The following is a 17,878-nucleotide window of genomic DNA, read 5'->3' as shown; positions in this document are numbered from 1 at the left end:
ATGAAGTCCAGTGACGTTCCTTACAGGGAAGACGTCCTGCAATACGTGGGGACACTCAAAAGAACCCTCCATCCAGAGTTGATACTGCTCCACGGCTCCGTGGCAGGGGGAACCTTCGGGCTGGGAAGTGACGTTGATGGCCTCGACAGGTCGCACGCCCCCATCGATGCAAAAGCTTACACCCCCGGGAGGTCAAGAGGATGATCAACAAGGGACACCCCCTCACAATGGACGCCCTGGCAGATGGGCTGGTTCTCTACGCCCACGGCGATTACCTTCACGAAATAATGAGGATGTTTAACGCCGCCAAGGGGAGGTTCCGCCGCTTTGAGAGGGGATGGATTAGAATTGAGAGGTGAAACCCATGGAATCGCGCCGCGAGGAGGAGGTAACGCCCGTCGACATCCTCCTCCAGCTCGTCACGATGGGAAAGGTTGACCCCTGGAACATAGACATCGTTGACCTAACCGAAAAGTACATCGAGCGGCTGAGGGAGATGAGGGAGCTCGACCTCCGCGTTTCCGCGAGGGCCATCCTGGCCGCCTCGATACTCGTCAGGATGAAGAGCGAGGCTTTGCTCAACGCCGACGGCGAGGAAGAGGAGGAGCGGGGCGAGGAGCACCTAAGGGTCGATGTGGAACCTCTAACCCCTCCTCTCAGGAGGGTGGAGCGTTACTACACCTTCGACGACCTGCTCGACGCCCTCATGGACGCCCTCGAGGAAGCCGAGAGGAGGAAACCGAGGAAGAAGAAAAAGGTCGAGATAGAGGAGCAGGTTTTCGTCGTCGACGACTTCCGCGTCGACATCGAGAAACACGTCTACCGGCTCCACGAGCTGGTGAAGGAGATGTACCGCGAGAGCGGCGGGCCCATAAGGTTCCGGGACCTCATCTTCGACCCGACGCCGAAGATAATCGCGAGGACCTTCCTCTACCTCCTGTTCCTCTCCAACATGGGCAAGGTCGACCTGATTCAGGAGGAGCCCTTCGGGGAGATACTCGTGGTGCCCCTCGAAGCGTAAACTCTCTCCCTTTCCTTCGCGGGCCTCATCGTTATAACCAGCAGGGGCTCCTCGCTCCCCACGTAGAGGCTCCTCTTTTCACGGTTGAGGTAGAAGCAGTACTCCCCCTCAGGAATGCCCTCGACGAACTTCCGCGGAACGGTGCTCCTGGCCCTTCTCCCATCGAGGAAGACGCAGTCGTAGGTCCTCGAGATCCCGGAAACCCTCTCCTGGATTTCCTCAAGGGAAAGCCTCTCGCATTCGAGTCTTGCACAGACGAGGCTCTTCTCCCCATTGGTGAGGATCACCACCCCATCGTTCACCTCAATTCTTTGGGAGCGGTCGATGAAGTCCCACAGAACCGAGTAGATCCGCTCGAGCTTTCGCTTTCTGGCGAGCCGCTTGACGACCCTCTCACGGGCGTGTCTCGTTAGGAGCATACAGCAACTCCGTCCGAGAGTTTATAAATCCCGCCGGCGAGGTACTCACATGCACCTTCGCCGCGACCTGATCGAGCCCCGCGTTTACCAGGAGGTCATCTACGCGAAATGCAAGGAGAGGAACTGCCTCGTCGTCCTTCCGACGGGGCTGGGAAAGACGCTCGTAGCCATGCTCATAGCCGATTATCGGCTTTCCAAGTACGGCGGGAAGGTCCTCATGCTTGCCCCCACGAAGCCCCTCGCCCTGCAGCACGCGGAGAGCTTTAGAAAACTCTTCGACCTTCCGCCGGAGAGGATCAACGTCCTCACGGGCGAGCTTCCGCCCGAGAAACGGACAGAACTCTGGAGGGAGAGCGTTATCGTGACCGCAACCCCACAGACCGTCGAGAACGACATCATCACAGGGAAGATATCCCTCGAGGACGTTGTACTGCTCGTCTTCGACGAGGCCCACAGGGCAGTTGGGAACTACTCCTACGTCTTCATAGCCAGAGAATACCTCAAAACCGCGAGACATCCGCTCGTTCTTGGCCTCACCGCATCGCCCGGGAGCGACGAGGATAGGATACGGGAGATAATCCACAACCTCGGGATAGAGCACATCGAGATAAGGACGGAGAGCTCGCCGGACGTCAAACCCTACGTCCAGAGGATCGCCTTCGAGTGGGTGAAGGTCGAGCTGCCCGGCATCTATAAGGAAGTCCGCTCCCTTTTGAGGGAGATGTTGAAGGAGAGCCTCAAACCCCTCGCCCAGTTCAGGCTTGTATCAACCTATTCGCCCGACATTTCTAAAAGGGAGGTTCTTCAGGCCGGTTCAAAGATAAATCAGGAGGTCGCGAGGGGCAACTACGAGATGGGAAGGCTGAGGATGCACCAGGCCAAAGCGGTTAAGCTCCAGCACGCGATAGAGCTCCTCGAGACGCAGGGGCTGACGGCCCTGAGGGGCTACCTCAAGAAGCTCCGGGAGGATAGGAGAACGAAGTCGAGCAGGGAGCTCATGGAAGACCCGCGCATGAGGAAGGTCGTTTATCTCCTCGTTCAGGCGAAGGAGCTCGGCCTCGACCACCCGAAGATGGGGAAGTTGATGGGGCTGATCGAGGAAAAGCTGAGAAAAAAGCCGAACTCGAAGATAATCGTCTTCACCAACTACCGCGACACCGGAAGGAAGATAGTTGAGGTCCTTCGGGAGAGGGGAATAAGCGCCGAGCGATTCATCGGACAGGCGAGCAGGGGCAAGGACAAAGGGATGAGCCAGAGGGAGCAGAAGGAGACGCTGAAACGCTTCTCCCGCGGGGAGTTCAACGTTTTGGTTGCCACAAGCGTCGGGGAGGAGGGCCTCGACGTTCCGGAGGTTGACCTCGTCGTCTTCTACGAGCCCGTGCCCTCGGCCATAAGAAGCATTCAGCGGCGCGGGAGGACTGGGAGGCACAGGCCGGGAAGGGTGGTCATACTGATGGCCAAGGGGACGCGGGACGAGGCCTACTACTGGAGTTCCCGGAGAAAGGAAAGGCGCATGTTCGAGACGATTAGGAAACTCGCGAGGGAACTCGAGAAGGCCCGCTCGGAGAAGGATGAAATAGATAAAAGCGTCGTGGAGCGTGTTGAGATGCCCCCGAGGGGAAAGATAACCCCGCTCGATGAGTTCCTCAGGCCGAAGTCGAGGAAGTTGGAGGACAGGGAAAAGGCGGAGAAAACCGGAAGGGAAGCCGAAAGGCCCGAAAAAGCCGAAACCTCGGAGGAAGGGGTTTACGAGAAGCTCCCCATAAAACCCGTCTTCGTGAGGAAACCGAAGGGGATAGTCGTTTACGTTGACAACCGCGAGCTGAGGAGCGGCGTTCCGAAGCACCTGAAGGAGCTCGGGGCGGAGGTGGAGGTTAAAACGCTCGACGTCGCCGACTACGTGGTGAGCGAGGACGTCGGGATAGAGAGGAAGAGCGCCAACGACTTCATCCAGTCGATAATAGACGGCAGGCTCTTCGACCAGGTCGAACGGCTCAAGAGGGCCTACGAGAAGCCCGTGATAATCGTGGAGGGCGAGCTCTACGGCATAAGGAACGTTCACCCGAACGCCATAAGGGGTGCCTTAACGGCGGTAACCCTCGACTGGGGGGTTCCGGTACTCTTCTCGTCGGGAACTGAGGAGACCGCCCAGTTCATCTACCTCATGGCAAAGCGCGAGCAGGAGGAGAGGAAAAAGGAGGTTCGCCTGAGGAGCGAGAAGAAGGCCCTGACCCTCGCCGAGAGACAGCGTTTGATAGTCGAGGGACTTCCGAACGTCTCCGCCACGCTCGCGAAGAGACTGCTGGGGCACTTCGGAAACGTGGAGAGGGTCTTTACCGCCACGGAAGAGGAGCTCCAGGAGGTCGAGGGTATCGGTCCGAAGAAGGCGAGGGAGATTAGGAGGGTCATCACCGCACCCTACGTGGAAGAAGAGGATAAACTTTAAGGCCCGGTTCAAGGATACTGAACCGCCCCCGGGAAACCGCGGGGGATGAGCGCCTCGGCGAGCGGTGATTCCCCTTCGCTCCCCGGGGGCACATCCAAGTTCCCAGCAACCTTTTTATAACCACTGGGAATATAAGGGGCGGAATTCGATAATTCTCGCTCATAAAAAAGGTTATATAGACCTTCTTTCATAGAATAGAACGGTGATGAGTATGCAAATCGTTGAACTCAACCTTAAACTGCCCTACGAGGGTAGGGGAAAGATTCTGAGTCGTCTTTATGAAAAGGTTAGGGGCAGGATCAGGGACGTGCACTTCTCCCCGCCAACTCCCGAGGGCATAAGCGAGGTAAGGATGGAGATAGTCGAGGAAGACGCCCCCAAACTCCTATCCGAGCTCAAAAAGATAATCAAGAACGGAAAGGTAAGCTTCAGGGTTCTGTCGGAAGCCTGAAGCCCTACCCCTTTATCCCCCTCTTGAGTTCTCTCAGCTTTTCTCCGGCCTTCTCGAGCGAACCCGCTTTCTCTATCGCGGTCCCCGTAACGACTATGTCGGCCCCGGCCTCAACCGCCCTCCTCGCTTCTTCACCCGTTCGTATCCCCCCTCCGACGATGAGGGGGACGTCTATGACCCTCCTGACGAGGGATATCATCTCCGGGGGAACCGGCTCCCTCGCCCCGCTCCCAGCCTCGAGGTAGACGAGGCGCATCCCGAGGTACTGTCCCGCTAAGGCGTAAGCGGCGGCTATCTTCGGCTTGTGCCTCGGAATTGGTTTGGCGTCGCCCACCCAGCCCACGGTCTCTCCGGGTTCGACGACAAGGTAGGCCATAGGGATGGGCTCTATTCCGTAGCGCTTGACGGTGAAAGCCCCCAGGGCCTGGGAGCCGGTTATGAAGAAGGGGTTCCTCGAGTTGAGCAGGCTCATGAAGAATATCGCATCGGCGTACTTGCTTATCCCGCCGTGGGAGCCCGGGAAGAGTATCGTCGGCAGGCTGGAGGACTCCTTTATGGCCTTCACGACGCCGTCAAGAACCTCCCCCTCGGCCCCGGTGGAGCCACCTATCATTATCGCGTCCACCCCAACCTCCTCGCTCATCCTCGCCATCTCTCCGGCAACCTCCGGCGTAACGTCGTCGGGATCGATGAGAACGAAGTGAAGCTTCTCCCTCTCGAGCTTCTCGTGGATGTATGACTCAACCTTTCCCAGTTCGAGCTTCATTTTTCCCACCGAATTCCATAGCTTCCCCCTCGCTTTTAACCCTTTTCCATTCGAGGCCCAGTCGTTTTAGTATCACCCTCAAAAGCGCATCCGGCTCTCTCTCAAATCTGTAGAGGTTGGTGCTCACCCTGACGTCGCCCGCGCCGAAGCCCTCCACCGGCTCGCCGAACTTCGACACCTCAATGGAGAGGGTTTCCTCGAGCCTGACCCCGCTCGGGATCATGTAGGCCCTGAGAAGTCTCGCCTCCTCCAGGAGAAAGTCGATGTGCCAGTGGAGCTTCTTGTTTTCCCTGAAGTGCCGTGCGACCCTCTTCTCGAGGGAGTTCATGGCCGAGCCGACGTAGACGTAGTAACCCTCCTTCAGGGCGAACCTGCGGCCCTTCGTGGCTATCTCCTTCCCGGTCGGTAAGTGGATGACCAGGAAGTAGGATCCCTTCATGAATACCGGTTCCCCTCAGGGTTTATAAACCCTCGACCTGACTCCTCCCCGGTGTGCCGCATGGACAAGAAGAAAAAGAAGGTTGTGGATGATTTCGCCTGGCAGGAGTACGATAGGGATGAGTTCAGGGAGAATTTTCCTGCCCTGGCGAAGGAGCTTGAGGAAGAGGGCGTTCCGATAGACTCCTACAGAACGGGCGAGGAGAGGGACGTCGAGGACGAGTTGATGGACTTCTCGGGCTACAACCCAACTGTCATAGACTTCCTGAGGAGGTGCGAGACGGACGACGAGGCGCTCGAGATAATCAACTGGATGGAGGCGAAGGGCGAGATAACCCCGGAGATGGCCAAAGACCTCCGCATAACCCTCGTCAAGAGGGGAGTAAGGGCCTTCGGCTCAAAAAAGGAGTGGGGATGGTACGATAGGCATAGGAAAAGGGGGTGATCAGATGTTCCCTATCCGTTGAAGGACCATCCCCTCGATCCTTATAGGTTCTGTTCTCCTGGCGAGGACTATGGCCTGGTCGAGCCTCGCCTCGCTCTCGGCGTGCACAGTAAAGAGGGGATCGCCCTCCTTGACCTTCTCTCCGACCTTGACGTGGAGCTCTATTCCGGCCCCCTTGTCCTCAGGAGCACCCGCGGCCTTCGCTATCCCCGTTACCGCCCTGTTGTCTATAGCCGTCACGTAGCCGCTTGTGGATGCCGTGAAGGTGTACGTCTTGTCCCCAATGGGTATCTCCTCCGGTTTTATGTCCGGGTTTCCTCCCTGCTCCTCTATTATCTCCCTCATCTTCTCCCAGGCCTTTCCACTTTCGAGGATCTCCCTGGCCATCTTCTTGCCCATTCCCGATGGTGCGGCTCCCCCCATCTCGAGGAGGATCCCCGCGAGTCCCGTGGCCTTCTCTATCAAACTCCCGGGCCCTTTGCCCGTCATCAGGGTTGAAAGGGCTTCTCTGGCTTCTAAAGCTGGACCGACGGTGTGGCCTATGGGCTGGCCGCCGTAGGTCACCGCCACCTCGACGTACTGACCGAGTCTCTTTCCGAGCTCTATGAAGTCCCTTGCGAGGGCTCTGGCCTGGTCAACGGTCTCGACCTTGACTCCCTTACCCGTCGGGATGTCGATGAGCACGTACTGGCTCCCCATGGCGTACTTCTTGGACATTATGCTGGCGAGCATCAGCCCGGTTGGGTCGATGCTGAGGGCGCGCTCGGACTTGATGGTTATGTCGTCGGCCGGAGCGAGGTTCAGGGCACCACCCCAGACGAGACAGGCGCCTATCTTCTCCACTATGCGCTTTATCTCGTCGAGGGAGAAGCTCACGTCCGCGAAGACCTCAACCACGTCGGCGGTTCCCGCGGCGCTTGTTATGGCCCTCGAGCTGGTCTTGGGTATGGTTAATCCAGCGGCCGCCACTATCGGGACGACGAGGATATTGGTCTTGTTCCCCGGAACGCCGCCGATGCTGTGGACGTCCATTATCGGCTTCCTGTCGATGTCGAGCATGTCGCCGGTCTCTGCCATGGCGACCGTTAAGGCGGCTATCTCGTCCATGTCGAGGCCGTTTATCTCGAGCGAGGTGACGAATGAGCTTATCTCTATGTCCCTGAGTTTCCTGTCGACTATGTCCTTAACTATGGCCTCTATCTCGACCTTCCTGAGCTTCTCGCCGTGCATCTTCTTCTTGATGTACCTGACGCTCTCTGGAATGCCGCTGGGCATCACGTTAACTATCTCTCCCTCGGAGAAGTTGTGGAGCCCGAGTACGTCCCTGCTTACGCCTATCTCCCCCTCACCAACAACCCCGCTGATGGCCACGCTGCCGTAGACCGTCTTTTTCCCGGCCTCTATCCTGACGAGGTCGTCGGGGTGTAGCTTGGCGTTCTTTGCGTCGTTTTCGTTTATGAAAACCGTATACCTCCCGCTGTACACGTCGAGTATCCTAACCCTGGCCTTCATGGCGATCCCTCCCTTTTTACACACGAGTTTATATTATTGAACAGAATAGTACTTAAAATTTTTCGACGGGTTAACCTTAAAGCCGGAGAAGGCCCCCACCTGGCTTGGCAGAAAAATGTAAAATCATGAGCCGCTGATACTGTGTTCGTATTCTACCGTAGTCAGGGTGTCCTCATGAAACTCTCCCGCACTCAGAAGGGCCCTGATCACGTCGGAGACTACCTCCCTCACAGCGGGAGGAATCAGTCCGTTCCCACTGAGGTAGTACTTCACGACCTCATCGAGAGGGGCGCTTACGAGTCTGCCCTTAAAAACACGGACGGTTTCACCGTCAACCTCGACTATCCTATCGGGATAGCCGAGTCTCAACTTCATAGCGCCCCACCCCCAGAATAGGGTTAATGCGAGAAGTATTTTAAAATTTAACGCCACAAAAGTGTTTAATAACAAAAGAACAAAAAAGCTCAGAGGTTTTTAACTTCCTCCTCTATGGACTCCTCGAGGGTCTTCTCCCACTCCTCGACGTCGAAGTCGACGAGCTCGCTCTCAAGGTCTTCCTTGAGGTTTGTGACACGTCTCTTGAGGGCGCTCTTTGTCTCCTCATCGTAAACGACGTAGTAGGGGTTGCTCCTGGCTGAATAGTAGAGCATCAGGAGGGCGATATTGAGCACGAGCAGGATGATCACTATTCCGTAGAGCAATGCGGCGGCCATTACCTCTTCCCTCCGAACAGCGCTTTGAACACCCTCTTTATCGGGCTCTCGGGTTCTGGGGCTTCCCACTTGATTCCCGCGAGCTTGGCCGCGAGCTGCTTGATGGCTATTGCGGCTGGACTCGTTGGGTTCTTGATGACGAGCGGTACACCGTAGGCGCTCGCGCGCTTGACCTCTGGATCCTCCGGTATCATCGTGAGAACCGGCACCTCGAGGATGGCCTCTATCTCCTCCTGGGTCAACTCGGTCTTCTCGTTGGTTACCCTGTTGAGTATGGCCCCGAGCGGGAGCGTTCCGAGCTTCTCGGCTATCAGTTTGGTCTTGAGGGAGTCCGTGATGGCGGAGATCTCCGGGTTGGTAACGATTATGAGCTCCTTGCCGATGAGGAGAGCCGTAACGGACGTCATCTCAAGACCAGCTGGGGCGTCGATAAGAACGAAGTCGGCCATCTGACCGATCTCCCTTATCAGCTGCCTGAGTCTCTCCGGCTTTGCCTTCTTTATTTTCTCGAGGCTCAGCCCACCCGGGATCACCTTGACCCCCGCTGGACCCTCGTAGATGGCATCCTTGAGCTCGGCTTCTCCAGCCAGGACGTCGTGAAGCGTTATCGGTATGTCCTCCATGCCGAGAACGAGGCTGAGGTTCGCCATGGTTATGTCGGCGTCCAGAAGGATGACCTCCTTCCCAAACTGGGCCAAGGCAACACCCAGATTGGCAACGGTCGTCGTTTTACCCGTTCCACCCTTTCCCGATGCAAAGACAATCGAACGACCTTCCAAAGCTAACACCCCCGGTATGAGCGTTGACGCCCTTTCCTCTAAAACATTCATGGCCTCCAGATTTTATGCAGGGAACTACCTTTGCGTACATGGGATACGTGAGCGATACTTTTATTCTTTGCGGTTTTTAACTGGAAAGAAAAGAAAGGGTGTGGAAGGCTGGCATCGGTTCATTCTTCCGTAGCTTCCCCCTCGGCCTTCCCTTTCTCGAGTTTTATCTCTTTCTCGAGCTTTATCCTGGCAACCTCTGCGGTGTCGGCGAAGCTCCTGAAGAGCTTCAGCATCTCCATCGGTAGCGTCAGGACTATGACGTTGCTCTTGTCGCTCGCCACGTCGCTTATCGTCTGGAGCGTCCTGAGCTGGAGCGCCATCGGGTGCTGGGAGACTATCTCAGCCGCATCGCGGAGCTTCTCGGCGGCCTGCCTTTCCGCCTCGGCGAGGGTTATCCTGGCACGCCTCTCACGTTCGGCCTCTGCCTGCCTTGCCATGGCCCTCTGCATCCCGGCCGGGAGCTCAACGTCCTTTATCTCAACGGTCGAGACCTTTATGCCCCACGGGTCGGTGGCCTCGTCTATGATCTTCTGGAGCTGGAGGTTGAGCTTTTCGCGCTCGCTGAGGAGCTCGTCAAGGTGGGCCTGACCGATGACGCTCCTGAGGGTCGTCTGCGCTATCTGGCTGGTGGCCATGATGTAGTTGGCAACCTGCGTCACCGCCTTCACGGGGTCTATCACCCTGAAGTAAACCACCGCGTTGACCTTGACCGGGACGTTGTCCTTGGTTATCGTCTCCTGAACCGGGACGTCGAGCACCCTCGTACGGAGGTCGACTATCACCGCCTTCTCGAATATGGGGATTATGAAGAACAGCCCGGGTCCCCTGGCACCGACTACCCTTCCGAGGCGGAATATCACCGCCCTCTCGTACTCCTTGACTATCTTTATGGCCGAGGCCAGTACCATCAAAACAAACAACAAAACTATGCCCAGCACAACGTTCGTGGCCGTCATAAGGGCCATTCAGTCATCCCTCCTTTCTTCAGTTTTTTCCACAATGAGGGTGAGCCCCCTGACTTCAACGACCTTCACCCTCTCCCCGACGGGTATCCTGCCCCCGTCCCTGCTCACGGCCTTCCAAAGCTCCCCGCGCACTTTTATGACTCCCTCCGGGTCGAGCTCCTCAACTACCTTTCCAACGGCCCCCACGAGTTCCTCCCGCCCCGCCTCCGGCTTCCTCCTGCGGGCCCTCACGACGGCCGCCATGCCGAAGAGGAAGAACAGCCCGAGGAGCACCGCCATGGCTATGATGGCCACCCTCAGCACGGAGTACGTTTCACCGCTCACCAGGTACTCACCTCCCCCGCTGAAGAGCATTATCCCACCGAGGATGAACGTCACGACTCCTGCAACCGTGAAGAGGCCGAAGGTCGGCGTCAGCGCCTCGGCCACGAAGAATATCATCGCCAGCACGATGAGGATCAGGGCCGCACTGCTGTAACCGAAGTAACCCAGCCCGATGAGGCCGAGGACGAGCAGTATCGCCCCCACCGTCTCCGGAACGTGCCATCCGGGGGTCAGGAAACCGAGTACGAGGCCGAGTAGGCCGATGTTGAGGAGGAGGTAAGCTATCGTGGGATCGGTTATGTACTTGACGACGCTGTCCCTGAATGAGGGTTCTATGTAGACTACCCTCGCGTCCTTGAGGTGCAGGGTCACCTTCCCCCTCCCTTTTACGGGGATCCTGGTCTGCATCCCGTCCGCCTTCTGTAGGAGCTCGTCAACGTTGGAAGCGATGACCTCGATAACGCCGTACTTCAGGGCCTCTTCGGGGGTTACGCTCCTGTCCTTGGTTATGAACTCCCCGGCAAGGGTTGCGTTCCTGCCGCTCATGTTCGCCAGCTCCTGGATGTAGGTCGTGTAGAAGTTGGTTATCTTCGGTGGCGCCTCCACTATGCTCCCGTTCCCCCCGTAGCCGAGTATCGGCCTGCACGCCCCTATCACGGTGCCGGGGCTCATCGCTATCAGGTGGGAGCCGAGGGCTATGTAGGTGCCGGCGGAGGCGGCCATTCCACCGGAGGGATAGACGTAGATGATAACCGGAACCCTGGCGTTCTGGATCCTCGTGACGATGGCCTGCATCGCATCGGCGCGGCCGCCGGGGGTGTTGAGCTCGATTATTATCGCCTCGGCATTGTTTCGCTCGGCCTCGCCGATGTACCTGTCGAACTGGTCGACGGTGTAACCCGTTATCATGCCGTCAACTCTGGCAACGTAGACCACGTTACTCCGGGCATGGACGTTCGGAAGTAGCAGGGCAAACATCAACAGCGCAATCAAGAGAATCCTCACCCTCACCGGCACCGCCCAATAATAGTACCACTTAATGGTTTAAATCCTTTGCCTCTTCTCCAAAAGTGATTTATAGTTCCAGCACCGATTCTCGGACATGAAACTGAAGACCCTCGCCAGGCTCTACCGGGTTGCCCGGGGAGACGAGAAGGTCGGGCTGGCTTGGGGGCTCGTGAGGGAGGCGGCGAGGTACTCCACCCACGAGCCCTACTGGGACTACCTCAGGGAGAGCTTCGACGTCCGCGCGAAGGAGATAAAGGACGCCCTCCTTTTCTTGGAGGGGCGGGGAGAGGTCGAGATCAAGCGCTCCGCCGACGGAAGGAGGCTCTACGTCTCGACCCTAAAGGATATAAGGAGGAATCCCGTTAGGCTCGACCGATGGCTGGGGTTGACCTGAGGAAGATCGCGGGCGAGATGGTACGCAACGGGACGTGGAAGTTCGAGAACGGTACCTTCTACCAGGCCTTCGAGGGTGGTATCGCCGGCTACGACGGGGAGGGCTTCCTCTTCCCCCATTCGTGGTCGGGGGCGGAACGCAAGGGGGCCGAGGAAAAGTTGAGGTTCGTCCTCGGCCTGGACACCGACTTGGATTCCTTCTACGCCGAGATAAGCGACTCCCCCTTCGCCTTCCTCGCGGACGAGTTCCGCGGCCTCACCCCTCCAGCTTCCCCGACCCCCTATCAGGCGCTGGTGGAGACGATAGCCCAGCAGCAGGTGAACTTCGACTTCGCCCAGAGGACGATAGCGAACCTCGTCCGGCTCGCCGGGAAGCCCGTGGGGGATCTGCACGCGTTCCCCTCGCCGGAAAGGATAGCCTCTCTGGATGGGGAGGAGCTGAAAAAGACCAAGCTCGGCTACCGGGCGGGTTACATAAAGTCCCTCACGGAGCTCTATTTAAGCAAAAAGCTCAACCTCGAGCTCCGGGACCTGGAGGCTGAGGAGGCCATCAAATACCTCACGAAGTTCCGCGGGATAGGGAGGTGGAGCGCAGAGCTCTTCTTAGCTTACGGCCTGAGGAAGAACGTTTACCCCGCCGGAGACCTCGGCCTGAGGAGGGGGATAGCGAAGATCCTGGGGAGGAGGCTTAAGGAGGTTAAGGAGAGGGACGTCCGCGAGGTCATCGAGCCCTACGGGAAGTGGAAGGGGCTCTTGGCCTTCTACGTCCTCTGCTACGACAGGAAGACGGAGCTGGAGAGGAGGAAGGGATGAAAAAGCTCGAGGTCGTCATAGAGAGGGGAAGGTTCAGAGCCCTCAGGGGGCGGGACGTTGAGGCGGTCATCCGCGAGAACCTTCCGCTGGTCGAGGAGACCCTGAGGGCGGAGCGCGAGGAGTTCCTGCTCGAGAGGGTGGGAAAACTCGAGGAGAAACTTGAAAAGATGGAGAGCGAACTCGAGGAACTGCGGGAGTTCTACGAGAAGGCCCTGAAGGACAGGGAGCTCATGAGGGGAGAGCGCGAGAGGTTGAGGGAGGAGAACGAGGAGCTGAGGAAAAAGGTGGAGGAGAGAAAGAGAGAACTCGAGAGGAAGCTCAGCGGGGCGTGAATAAATGAGACTCGTCATCAAGCCTAACAAGGGCTTAGGGAAGATCGAGGTCGAGCTAAGCGGGGAAACGTGGGCCGAGGTGGAACGCCTCAGCGAGCGCTACGGGGTTCCTCCTGAGAGGATCATCGAGATAGCGCTGGTAGGGGAGTTTAAAAAGCCGGGGGGAGACCTCGAGGAGCTCGAGGGGAAGGCCGGGGAACTCGAGAAGAAAACCTGGGAACTCGAAAGGGAATACGCCCCGCTCCGCTTCAGGGCCTACGGTCTTAGCGAGGACAACAAGGTCCTGGCGATCGAGCTCTCAGGTTTGCTCGCCGAGAACAGCCAGCTGAGGAGGTTCCTGGGACTGAAGCCCGAGCGCAACGCCGGGCTGAGAAAGCTTATATCCTACTACCTCCAAGGTTGAACCGCGGATGATGATAGCGAATTGCACCGACCGAGATGACGAGAAGCTATCCTGACGCCGTTCCGGGCGGGCGGTGACGATTCCAAGACGGGCCGAGCGACGCGATGACGTACCCTATGAGCGCCGAGCCCGTCCGGGGCGTTAATACGTGAGAATTCCTGATTTCTTTTAGGCGATTAATCTCAGAAAACTTTTTATATGTTTCGATTTTTAACTTTTATTGGTGGTGTAAATGAGACTTAAGAGAATTGCGGCGTTAGTCCTCGTCATTTTTATAATACTGTCCATTTTTTGGAGCGTCTTCATCACGCCCGTTGGGGCCAGCGACTATAAGACCGTCAGGATCTCTTACTATAGAACCCCCCCGTTCAAGAAGCCCGAGATAATGATCCTCCTTCCCCGCAGGGCCGTGAACACCGTCACCATACTTGGAATGCTTCCCAACGGTACGCCAGTTGACCTCGGCACTTACATAGGCAGGGATTCGATCAAGCTGGACTACAAACGGATTGAACGGTACATCCTAACATGGGCGGAACATCTCAGGAACACCGGAACGGATCCTTCACTCGTGAACCCGGGGGTGGTTCTCCTCGGTACAAGCATGGAAAAGGATGGAGTCAGCTATTTCACCGAAGGCGTGCCGTTGAACTCCGATGATGTTCTAAAGGGGAGGAGTTTGCGGGTTTCTATAACCAACGCCGATGCCTTTCGCCCCCTTCTGTCTTCCGGGGAAGTTGAGCGGTTGAGCTCCGTTGAATCGAGTGCAATCGATAAAGGAAAGGTGGAAGTTGGCTCCTTTCCACCGGATTACTTTCCGGGAGAATGCTACCCTGGCCCTTACGGCACTTCGGAGTGCGTTGACTGGGTGCTCGAGAAGGTTTACGACACTGAAGACAACACTGTGATACCATTAGCCGCCGCCTTCTTACACGGGGATGTGAGTGAGATCCAGGATGTGTACCTACGGGAACAGTTCAGATCTTCAAGGAGCCTGAGGGATGTTTGGGTACCTCCCTTATCCGGGCCAGGATGCAATCCACGCACCGGGATCTGTCCGGAAGATGAGGAAACCCCGAAGGATTAGCCCTTTCCCTTTCCCCTCCGCTTTTTCTTCCTCCTTCTCGGTATCAGCCTCACGGGACTGCCGCAGTCGGGGCAGACCCCGCCCGGTGGCATCTCGGAGAATCTATTTCCACAGCCAACGCAAACGTAGTTCCACCGTATCACCCGCTTTATCCCGCGTTTCAGGGTTTTGAACTCCATCCCGAGGGTTCTGGCTATGTTCTGCAGGTTGTAGTCGTCGGTGAGGAGTACCCCTCCAACCTCGTAGGCTAAGGCCAGAACCTCGAGGTCGGCCTCGCTGAGCTCGTTCAGCTCGCCGGTTCTCCTCGCGGCCTCCCTCACCGCCCGGATGCTTTCCTCCGAGGGTTGGAGAACCTTAACCTTGCCCGCGCTGATCAAACCCTCGAGGAAGAGCCTCGATTCGGGGTCTTTAACCTCGTCGATGACCTTTGGTGTGGTTACGCCCTCCACGTCCATGCCCTGGATGAATATCGCCGCGTCGATGACCTGAACCTTCATGGCCCAAACTTGGAGAAACCCTTTTTTAGATTTCCGTCGAAATGAAACCGGTGAGAGCATGAGGGTTGACCTGAACTCGGACCTCGGGGAGAGCTTCGGGAGGTACAGGCTCGGCCTCGACGAGAGGGTTATGGAGTACATCACGAGCGCCAACGTCGCCACGGGCTGGCACGCCGGCGACCCCCTGGTTATGCGAAAAACCGTGAGGCTCGCGAAGGAGAGGGGGGTGGCGGTCGGCGCCCACCCGGGCTATCCCGACCTTCTCGGCTTCGGGAGGAGGTACATGAAGCTAACCCCAGAGGAAGCAAGGAACTACGTCCTCTACCAGATAGGTGCCCTTTACGCCTTCACGAAAGCGGAGGGCATCAAGCTCCAGCACGTCAAGCCACACGGTGCCCTCTACAACGCCCTTGTGAGGGGGGAGGAGCTCGCGAGGGCGGTTATAGAGGGGATAACCGACTTCGACAGAAACCTCATCTTCGTCACCCTCTCGGGCTCAAAAGCGGTCGAAATAGCCGGGGAGATGGGGGTTAGGGTCGCCCACGAGGTCTTCGCGGACAGGGCTTACAACCCGGACGGGACGCTGGTCTCCCGCTCAAAACCCGGGGCGGTGATCGAGGATAAGGAGGAGATAGCGGAGCGCGTCGTCTCGATGGTCAAGGACGGCGGGGTTAAGGCGATAAACGGCGAGTGGATCGATCTGAAAGTGGACACGATCTGCGTCCACGGCGACAACCCCAGGGCGGTCGAGATAGCGGCCCGCGTGAGGAAAGCCCTCGAGGAGGAGGGCGTTAAGGTCGTGGCGATGGGCGGGTTCATAGGGTGAGGGTTCATCAAGTGGACTGACTGGAAAGGTGAGAGGATGGGACCGGTTATAAAACCCCTCGGGGACTCGGCCCTGCTGATCTCCTTCGGGGAGGCGATAGACGAGGAAACCAACGGCCGCGTCCACGCCCTGGCGCGGGCCATAGAAGGGGCAAACTTCGAATGGCTGGTCGAGGTAGTTCCAGCTTACTCTTCCCTCGCGGTGATCTACGACCCCCTCATGGCAGGCCTGGAGGAGGTGGAGGGAGCAATAGAGACCCTATTCGGCGTTCCCCAAGTATCGAGTGAGGGAAGACTCGTCGAGGTTCCGGTGCTCTACGGGGGTGCCCACGGCCCGGATATCGAGTTCGTGGCGAGGCACAACGGCCTTAGCGTCGACGACGTCGTGGATATACACTCGAAGCCCACCTACCGCGTTTACTTCCTCGGCTTCCTCCCGGGCTTCGCTTACCTCGGCGGGATGGACGGGAGGATAGCGGCACCGCGCCTTGAGAGGCCGAGGCTGAGGGTTCCGGCCGGTTCCGTTGGGATAGCCGGAAACCAGACGGGCATCTACCCCCTCGAGAGCCCCGGCGGGTGGAGGATCATAGGAAGAACCCCCCTGAGGCTCTTCAACCCTGGGAAAGAACCACCCACGCTGCTGAGACCCGGCGATAGGGTCAGGTTCCGGCCGATAGACGGGTCCGAGTTCGTGGAGCTCTACGAGCGCGAATGGGGTGGGGAGGATGATTGAGCTTCTGGAAGTGCCCTCACCCCTAACCGTCCAGGACTCGGGCAGAGCCGGTTATAGAAAGCTGGGCGTTCCGGTTTCCGGGTTCATGGACGATTATTCGGCGAGGATCGCCAACTACCTCGTCGGAAACCCCGGGGGTACACCACTCCTCGAGTTCCTTTTGAGGGGGCCGACGATCAGGTTCAACGCCTCTTCCGTCTTCGCGGTTGCCGGGGACGTCGATGTTAGCCTAAACGGGACCCCGATAGAGCCCTGGAAGAGTTACTGGGCGAAGAGGGGGGACGTCCTTAAAGCAGGGACTTTAAAAAGCGGCCTATACGGTTACGTGGCCTTCGCAGGCGGGATAAAATGTGAAGCCCTCCTGGGTAGCTGTTCGACCTATCCGAGGGCGGGCCTCGGGGGACCCCTGAAGGCAGGGGATAGGCTAAACCTCGGTTACGCCATGCTATCGGGAAAAGAGGGCCGATACCTTCCTCGGGAGCTGAGGCCCGATTATTCTCTCCGGAAAAAGACCGTTCGGGTTCTCCTCGGCCCGAACCTCGACCGCTTCACGAAGAAGGGTATCGAGACCTTCCTCAACTCGGAATACAAAGTAACGGCCGAGAGCGACAGGATGGGCTACCGGCTGGACGGCCCGGTGGTGGAGCACTCCGAAAAGGGCGCGGACATCGTTACCGAACCTCTTCTTCCCGGGACGGTTCAGGTACCCGCGGGCGGAAAGCCGATAGTGATGATGCGCGACGCCCAGACCACTGGCGGCTACGCGAAGATCGGGACGGTGATAACGGTGGACCTGCCGGTCGTTGCCCAGAGCCGGCCGGGGGAGAGGTTGAGGTTCGAGGCGGTGGGCGTTGAGGATGGGAGGGAGCTGCTCGTGAAACGCGAGAGAGCCCTGATGGCGATAAGGGATTTCCTCGATGGGAAGCTGCGTGCATACAGGATAAAAACCGGGGAAGAAGAGCTGGTGGCCTTCGCAAAAGTGGAAAAGGAATGAGGTGCTAATCCTTCTTGCGCATGACCTTGACGACCTTGTAGGTCCTGCCGTTGCACTCGACGTCGCCGAGCACCTCTATTACTTTGACGCTGTCGCCCTCGAAGAGCCCCTCGGGTTTGAACAGGTCGATCTTCTCAGGGTCGTCGCAATCTCCGAAGTGGAGCTTTATTACCGAACCCGCTATGGCCAGCCTTGGCTCCACCGCGACCTCGATGCTCGGCTCGACAACCTCCACGACCCTGACCTTCCCCTCGTGGAGGGGACAGGAGTGAGAGGGCATGCTCCTAACGCGGAGTATCTTGTACCTCCTGCCCGGTTCGAGGTTCCCGACGCAGACTCCGGCCAGTTTGCACGTTTTGCACGGTTCAGCGGGGCCGTAGTATATGAACTCGACACCCGGTCTTGCCAGCTTTTCCCCAACTAACGTGATTATTGCCATTCCAAACACCTCCGTGTGAGTGAT

Annotated in this window: 25 protein-coding genes; 14 read left to right on the top strand and 11 right to left on the bottom strand. The window is 58.0% G+C overall.

Annotated features, from left to right (window positions below; genetic code table 11):
- Genes A3L02_RS10420 through A3L02_RS05135 form a run of 3 tightly spaced genes read left to right on the top strand, consistent with a single transcriptional unit; the run spans nucleotide 1 to nucleotide 1,021 of the window.
- A complete protein-coding gene (locus A3L02_RS10420; protein ID WP_237268650.1) occupies nucleotides 1-204 on the top strand; it encodes a nucleotidyltransferase family protein in 204 nt (67 codons plus the stop codon).
- Nucleotides 201-359, top strand: coding sequence for a hypothetical protein (locus A3L02_RS10415; RefSeq protein WP_237268649.1), 159 nt, complete (start codon nucleotides 201-203; stop codon nucleotides 357-359). The genes A3L02_RS10420 and A3L02_RS10415 overlap by 4 nt, the downstream gene beginning before the upstream one ends.
- A gap of 5 nt (nucleotides 360-364) precedes the next feature.
- Nucleotides 365-1,021: a segregation and condensation protein A gene (locus A3L02_RS05135; RefSeq protein ID WP_088862934.1), complete on the top strand. Its 657-nt coding sequence runs from the start codon at nucleotides 365-367 to the stop codon at nucleotides 1,019-1,021.
- On the opposite strand, the gene A3L02_RS05130 is transcribed toward A3L02_RS05135, so the two are convergent.
- On the bottom strand, nucleotides 973-1,440 hold the full coding sequence (locus A3L02_RS05130) for a hypothetical protein (protein ID WP_088862933.1): 468 nt from the start codon (nucleotides 1,438-1,440) through the stop codon (nucleotides 973-975). The genes A3L02_RS05135 and A3L02_RS05130 overlap by 49 nt on opposite strands.
- Nucleotides 1,441-1,489: 49 nt before the next feature.
- On the opposite strand from A3L02_RS05130, the gene A3L02_RS05125 reads away from it, so the two are divergent.
- Nucleotides 1,490-3,886 carry a DEAD/DEAH box helicase gene (locus A3L02_RS05125; protein WP_088862932.1) on the top strand — a complete coding sequence of 799 codons (2,397 nt, stop codon included), beginning with the start codon at nucleotides 1,490-1,492 and terminating at the stop codon, nucleotides 3,884-3,886.
- Nucleotides 3,887-4,097: 211 nt separating this feature from the next.
- Complete coding sequence (locus A3L02_RS05120) at nucleotides 4,098-4,337, top strand: hypothetical protein (protein ID WP_088862931.1); 240 nt, start codon at nucleotides 4,098-4,100, stop codon at nucleotides 4,335-4,337.
- A gap of 4 nt (nucleotides 4,338-4,341) precedes the next feature.
- Here the strand turns inward: A3L02_RS05120 and A3L02_RS05115 are convergent, their stop codons facing one another.
- Together A3L02_RS05115 and A3L02_RS05110 are read right to left on the bottom strand one after the other, a co-directional pair.
- Nucleotides 4,342-5,103 (bottom strand): geranylgeranylglyceryl/heptaprenylglyceryl phosphate synthase, encoded by a 762-nt coding sequence (locus A3L02_RS05115; RefSeq protein WP_088862930.1) that lies wholly within the window; start codon nucleotides 5,101-5,103, stop codon nucleotides 4,342-4,344.
- Entirely contained in the window at nucleotides 5,078-5,542 is a 465-nt protein-coding gene (locus tag A3L02_RS05110; RefSeq protein ID WP_088862929.1) for a GIY-YIG nuclease family protein, read from the bottom strand. The genes A3L02_RS05115 and A3L02_RS05110 overlap by 26 nt, the downstream gene beginning before the upstream one ends.
- Nucleotides 5,543-5,602: 60 nt before the next feature.
- Between A3L02_RS05110 and A3L02_RS05105 the strand changes: the two genes are divergently transcribed.
- On the top strand, nucleotides 5,603-5,986 hold the full coding sequence (locus tag A3L02_RS05105; protein WP_088862928.1) for a DUF2095 family protein: 384 nt from the start codon (nucleotides 5,603-5,605) through the stop codon (nucleotides 5,984-5,986).
- On the opposite strand, the gene A3L02_RS05100 is transcribed toward A3L02_RS05105, so the two are convergent.
- The 6 genes from A3L02_RS05100 to A3L02_RS05075 form a co-directional block, all read right to left on the bottom strand.
- Entirely contained in the window at nucleotides 5,987-7,498 is a 1,512-nt protein-coding gene (locus A3L02_RS05100; protein WP_088862927.1) for an AMP phosphorylase, read from the bottom strand.
- A gap of 123 nt (nucleotides 7,499-7,621) precedes the next feature.
- Nucleotides 7,622-7,873, bottom strand: a complete 252-nt coding sequence (locus tag A3L02_RS05095; protein WP_088862926.1) for a hypothetical protein — start codon at nucleotides 7,871-7,873, stop codon at nucleotides 7,622-7,624.
- 89 nt (nucleotides 7,874-7,962) lie between these two features.
- Nucleotides 7,963-8,211 carry a hypothetical protein gene (locus A3L02_RS05090; RefSeq protein ID WP_054834404.1) on the bottom strand — a complete coding sequence of 83 codons (249 nt, stop codon included), beginning with the start codon at nucleotides 8,209-8,211 and terminating at the stop codon, nucleotides 7,963-7,965.
- On the bottom strand, nucleotides 8,211-8,990 hold the full coding sequence (gene minD, locus A3L02_RS05085; protein WP_088862925.1) for a cell division ATPase MinD: 780 nt from the start codon (nucleotides 8,988-8,990) through the stop codon (nucleotides 8,211-8,213). Before minD ends, A3L02_RS05090 begins: the two co-directional genes overlap by 1 nt.
- A 170-nt stretch (nucleotides 8,991-9,160) precedes the next feature.
- On the bottom strand, nucleotides 9,161-10,006 hold the full coding sequence (locus tag A3L02_RS05080) for a slipin family protein (protein WP_088862924.1): 846 nt from the start codon (nucleotides 10,004-10,006) through the stop codon (nucleotides 9,161-9,163).
- Nucleotides 10,007-11,308, bottom strand: a complete 1,302-nt coding sequence (locus tag A3L02_RS05075) for an NfeD family protein (protein WP_394335152.1) — start codon at nucleotides 11,306-11,308, stop codon at nucleotides 10,007-10,009. It lies immediately after the preceding gene.
- A gap of 124 nt (nucleotides 11,309-11,432) precedes the next feature.
- Here A3L02_RS05075 and A3L02_RS05070 point away from each other — a divergent pair, with 124 nt between their 5' ends.
- The 5 genes from A3L02_RS05070 to A3L02_RS05050 all read left to right on the top strand — a co-directional run bounded on the left by A3L02_RS05070 (nucleotide 11,433) and on the right by A3L02_RS05050 (nucleotide 14,366).
- On the top strand, nucleotides 11,433-11,732 hold the full coding sequence (locus tag A3L02_RS05070; protein ID WP_088862922.1) for a hypothetical protein: 300 nt from the start codon (nucleotides 11,433-11,435) through the stop codon (nucleotides 11,730-11,732).
- A complete protein-coding gene (locus A3L02_RS05065; protein WP_088862921.1) occupies nucleotides 11,714-12,544 on the top strand; it encodes a DNA-3-methyladenine glycosylase family protein in 831 nt (276 codons plus the stop codon). The genes A3L02_RS05070 and A3L02_RS05065 overlap by 19 nt, the downstream gene beginning before the upstream one ends.
- Nucleotides 12,541-12,876, top strand: coding sequence for a hypothetical protein (locus A3L02_RS05060; protein ID WP_088862920.1), 336 nt, complete (start codon nucleotides 12,541-12,543; stop codon nucleotides 12,874-12,876). Before A3L02_RS05065 ends, A3L02_RS05060 begins: the two co-directional genes overlap by 4 nt.
- Before the next feature lie 4 nt (nucleotides 12,877-12,880).
- Nucleotides 12,881-13,279 (top strand): hypothetical protein, encoded by a 399-nt coding sequence (locus A3L02_RS05055; protein WP_088862919.1) that lies wholly within the window; start codon nucleotides 12,881-12,883, stop codon nucleotides 13,277-13,279.
- Nucleotides 13,280-13,511: 232 nt separating this feature from the next.
- The gene (locus tag A3L02_RS05050; protein ID WP_088862918.1) at nucleotides 13,512-14,366 is read left to right on the top strand and encodes a hypothetical protein; all 855 of its coding nucleotides are present in this window, start codon (nucleotides 13,512-13,514) and stop codon (nucleotides 14,364-14,366) included.
- Here A3L02_RS05050 and A3L02_RS05045 read toward each other — a convergent pair.
- On the bottom strand, nucleotides 14,363-14,863 hold the full coding sequence (locus tag A3L02_RS05045) for a type II toxin-antitoxin system VapC family toxin (protein WP_088862917.1): 501 nt from the start codon (nucleotides 14,861-14,863) through the stop codon (nucleotides 14,363-14,365). The genes A3L02_RS05050 and A3L02_RS05045 overlap by 4 nt on opposite strands.
- A 58-nt stretch (nucleotides 14,864-14,921) precedes the next feature.
- Between A3L02_RS05045 and A3L02_RS05040 the strand changes: the two genes are divergently transcribed.
- Genes A3L02_RS05040 through A3L02_RS05030 form a run of 3 tightly spaced genes read left to right on the top strand, consistent with a single transcriptional unit; the run spans nucleotide 14,922 to nucleotide 17,415 of the window.
- On the top strand, nucleotides 14,922-15,689 hold the full coding sequence (locus A3L02_RS05040; RefSeq protein WP_088862916.1) for a LamB/YcsF family protein: 768 nt from the start codon (nucleotides 14,922-14,924) through the stop codon (nucleotides 15,687-15,689).
- Nucleotides 15,690-15,725: 36 nt separating this feature from the next.
- Entirely contained in the window at nucleotides 15,726-16,421 is a 696-nt protein-coding gene (gene pxpB, locus A3L02_RS05035) for a 5-oxoprolinase subunit PxpB (RefSeq protein WP_088862915.1), read from the top strand.
- On the top strand, nucleotides 16,414-17,415 hold the full coding sequence (locus A3L02_RS05030; protein ID WP_088862914.1) for a 5-oxoprolinase subunit C family protein: 1,002 nt from the start codon (nucleotides 16,414-16,416) through the stop codon (nucleotides 17,413-17,415). The genes pxpB and A3L02_RS05030 overlap by 8 nt, the downstream gene beginning before the upstream one ends.
- A gap of 4 nt (nucleotides 17,416-17,419) precedes the next feature.
- Here the strand turns inward: A3L02_RS05030 and A3L02_RS05025 are convergent, their stop codons facing one another.
- Nucleotides 17,420-17,854, bottom strand: a complete 435-nt coding sequence (locus tag A3L02_RS05025) for a UPF0179 family protein (protein WP_088862913.1) — start codon at nucleotides 17,852-17,854, stop codon at nucleotides 17,420-17,422.
- Nucleotides 17,855-17,878 lie beyond the last annotated feature (24 nt).

The sequence above is a fragment of the Thermococcus celer Vu 13 = JCM 8558 genome (assembly GCF_002214365.1).
In the GTDB taxonomy this organism is placed as follows: Archaea; Methanobacteriota_B; Thermococci; order Thermococcales; family Thermococcaceae; genus Thermococcus; species Thermococcus celer.
The sequence above is the reverse complement of the archived record's forward strand: the minus strand, read 5'-3'. Positions and strand labels throughout refer to the sequence as shown.